The sequence below is a fragment of the Bacillus cereus group sp. BfR-BA-01381 genome (genome assembly GCF_022663555.1).
GTDB lineage: Bacteria > Bacillota > Bacilli > Bacillales > Bacillaceae_G > Bacillus_A > Bacillus_A pacificus.
The window spans coordinates 1-1237 of the sequence record NZ_JAKUFR010000199.1 but is presented as its reverse complement, the minus strand read 5'-3'; the positions used below and the strand labels follow the sequence as shown (position 1 = coordinate 1237).

Below are 1237 nucleotides of genomic sequence, written 5' to 3'. Positions count from 1 at the left end.
CCGTTGAAACAACTCATAAAGATGGCCTACATTATTTCATATACCGCTGAACTCTCCCAAAATAGAAAAAAGAAAAGACGCTACATAGCGCCTTTTCTATGAACGAAACGGAAACACAAGTATAATCGTCGTTCCTTTTCCTAGTTCGCTATCGATGGAAATCGTTCCGTTATGAGCATGAACGAGCTGCTTTGTAATAGCGAGACCAAGTCCCGTTCCGATGTTGCTTTCTTCTGTATTTGTTCCTCTGTAATATCGCTCAAATAGAAGCTCTTTCGTTTTATCATCCATTCCTTTTCCGTTATCGGAAATAGATAGTGTAAATGAAGTAGCGTTTTGCGAAAGTTTTACGATGACGTTTGTCGTTTCGTTATTATGTTTTACCGCGTTTACGAGTAAGTTTTCGATAATACGCTGGAACCATTTTTCTTCAATAAAATATTGAATTTTGTTTGAGCTTGGTACAAATTCAATATTTTGATTTTGAAGTGTCGGATTATTAATGAATTGTAATAATACTTTTTGAACGAATTGATTCATTTCAATATTTACGTGTTGCGCAGGAAGACTGTTATTTTTTAATTGATACGTTAAGCTTAAATCATCAATTAATGTCGTCATATATTGAGATTTCTCTTTCATAACACTACCGAATTGTTGAATGTCACGATCAGTCCAGTTGTATTGCTTTGATTCTAGTAATAAAGCATAGCCATATATAGAGCTTAGTGGTGTTTTTAAATCATGTGTGAGACCGGTAATCCATTCCTCACGTGTTTGCTGCAGTACTTGCCTCATCGCATCATTTTTTTGGAGTGTAATAGAAAGGTGCTCTAGAGAATTTGTAACATCACTAAATAAGCGGAATGACCATTTTTCTTTACCAGATCGCCGGAACCTGACAGGTTTTCCTTTTTTATTAACGGGTTCTTCGTACTTTCCGCCAGCTATGTTTTTAAGCCAGCGCATCGCATGTAATAACGGTTTTCCAAATTTATTACCGTACCAAATAGAAAGAATAACTAAATAAACAAATACGATAAGAAGGATTAATCCGCATCCAATTAGAAACTTTTTAGCAAATACATCGTCTATTTCATCATCTGGGTAGTAGTGCTCATTTTTTGCAGTTATAACGAGAAGATGATTGCTATTTGTATCGTAAAAACTAGACGTGTTTTCTTTATGATTCCACGGTTCTTTTGCGTTAAGAGCAGCTTGTATGTCAGAAAACGTT

Annotated in this window: 1 protein-coding gene; it reads right to left on the bottom strand. The window is 35.3% G+C overall.

Features of this window, described 5'->3' with window-relative positions; all coding sequences use genetic code 11:
- Window positions 1-96: 96 nt before the first annotated feature.
- The coding region (locus MR079_RS28245) for a sensor histidine kinase (RefSeq protein ID WP_242295079.1) at window positions 97-1237 on the bottom strand (1141 nt) is incomplete at its 5' end.